Raw genomic sequence first — 1770 nt, 5'->3', positions numbered from 1 at the left:
AGCGTGCCGGCGGCGGCGCCCGCGGGCGTGGTCGCCGCCAGCGCGGTGACCGCGCCGAGTACGCCGAGAGCGCCGGCGACCAGCACCCGGCGGGTCGCGCCGGACAGGCGCCGAGTCGTGCCGGCGGGTACTGGGCCGACGCGTACTGGGCCGGCGGGTACTGCACTGGCGGGTACTGGGCCGGCCGGTGAGGGATTTTCGCCCATGCCTGAGCCTCCACTGCGAGATCAATGAGGGAACGCGGGCAGACGCCCGCGGAAAAACACACGCGATCCGTCGTCGCGCCGAGACTGCGGCCCCTGCCACGCACCACCGACCCCGGCAGGAGGAAGCCGCCTTGGGGAGCAGTGTGGGAAAGCATCACGAAATGTGTCAAGGGCATGTCGAGAAAGTTTCGCGACCATTCCGGTGCGGGCCATTCATGCACACAGGTGGGAGGGATGACGGCTCGGCGTAAGTTTCCTGCGGCGCCTGACACGTGGCGAAGCGACGCCGCAGCCGATGAAAGTTTCATCGCGCCCGGACTCCGGGCGGCGTTCTCACACCCGGGACAGGAGCAGGTGAGCCGCCCCCGCCTTCATGGGGACCGCGACGCGAGCGGGAGCGTGCGTTGACACCGCTTGGGGGGTCAGGTTTGATCCGCTACACCACCACCACGCCCGTCGCCGATGGGAGAGGAGCACTGGCTCGCAATTGTTAGCGCTCACATATCGGGTGCGAATCGCCTGACTTCCCGGGCCGGTGCGCCCATGGCCGCGTCGCCGACGACCACCTCCGGCACCGGCGTCACCGTGCCCTGACATCAGCCGCCCTGACCTCAGCCGCCCGCGCCATGCGGCACCACCACCAGGGCCGTAACTCCAACCCGGGCGGCGACGACAGGCCGCCTCGGCGGCTGGGCCCGCTGACCCCCGCCACCTTCCCCGGCGGGACACCGCCCCGGTGCGGGGGACACGCTTCCCCCGCACCGGCGGTGAGTCCATGGAGCGCGTCGCGGGCGTCTCCGCCCGCCGGCCGTGTCTCCACCCTGCAGAGGAGAGTAGATGCACGCACCCCCCACTCGCGCGACGCGTGACCGGCGACGGTCGCCGGTCACCGTCTTCGCATGTCTCCTGGCGGCGCTCGCGACCGTCCTCGCGGGCGCCGTCGCGTGGACGGCGCCGGCATCCGCGGCGACCGTCGACACGAACGCCTGGTACGTGCTGGTCAACCGCAACAGCGGCAAGGCCCTGGACGTGTACAACTTCTCCACGGCCGACGGCGGGTCGCTCGTGCAGTGGACGCGCAGCAACGCCAACAACCAGCAGTGGCGGTTCGTCGACTCCGGCGGCGGTTACTACCGCCTGCAGTCGCGGCACTCGGGCAAGGTGCTCGACGTGTACAACGTCTCCACCGCCGACGGCGCCGACATCGTGCAGTGGAGCGACCACAACGGCAGCAACCAGCAGTTCAGTCTCGCCGACTCCTCCGGCGGCTACGTCCGGCTGATCAACCGCAACAGCGGCAAGGCCGTCGAGGTCCAGAACGCCTCCACCGCGGACGGCGGCAAGATCGTGCAGTACTCCGACTGGGGCGGCAACAATCAGCAGTGGCAGCTCGTCCGCGTCGGGAGCGTCTCCGATCAGTCGCCTTCACCGTCGCCGTCACCATCGCCTTCGGCCTCGCCGTCGGGGGATCCGTCGGGTGGGCCGTGGCCGCCGTCGTCGACGTACTCCAATCCGGTGTTGTGGCAGGACCTGGCCGACATCGACATCTTCCGGGTCGACGACA

At 70.2% G+C, this 1770-nt stretch carries 2 protein-coding genes; both read left to right on the top strand.

Annotated elements, in window-relative coordinates; translation table 11 throughout:
* A partial coding sequence (locus tag ACWEQG_RS38985) for a hypothetical protein (RefSeq protein WP_452292681.1) occupies positions 1 to 191 on the top strand: 191 nt, incomplete at its 5' end.
* A gap of 852 nt (positions 192 to 1043) precedes the next feature.
* Positions 1044 to 1770: RICIN domain-containing protein (locus tag ACWEQG_RS38980; RefSeq protein WP_452292679.1), on the top strand; the 727-nt coding region annotated here is incomplete at its 3' end.

Source organism: Microbispora sp. NPDC004025 (assembly GCF_053604425.1).
The sequence above is the reverse complement of the archived record's forward strand: the minus strand, read 5'-3'. Positions and strand labels throughout refer to the sequence as shown.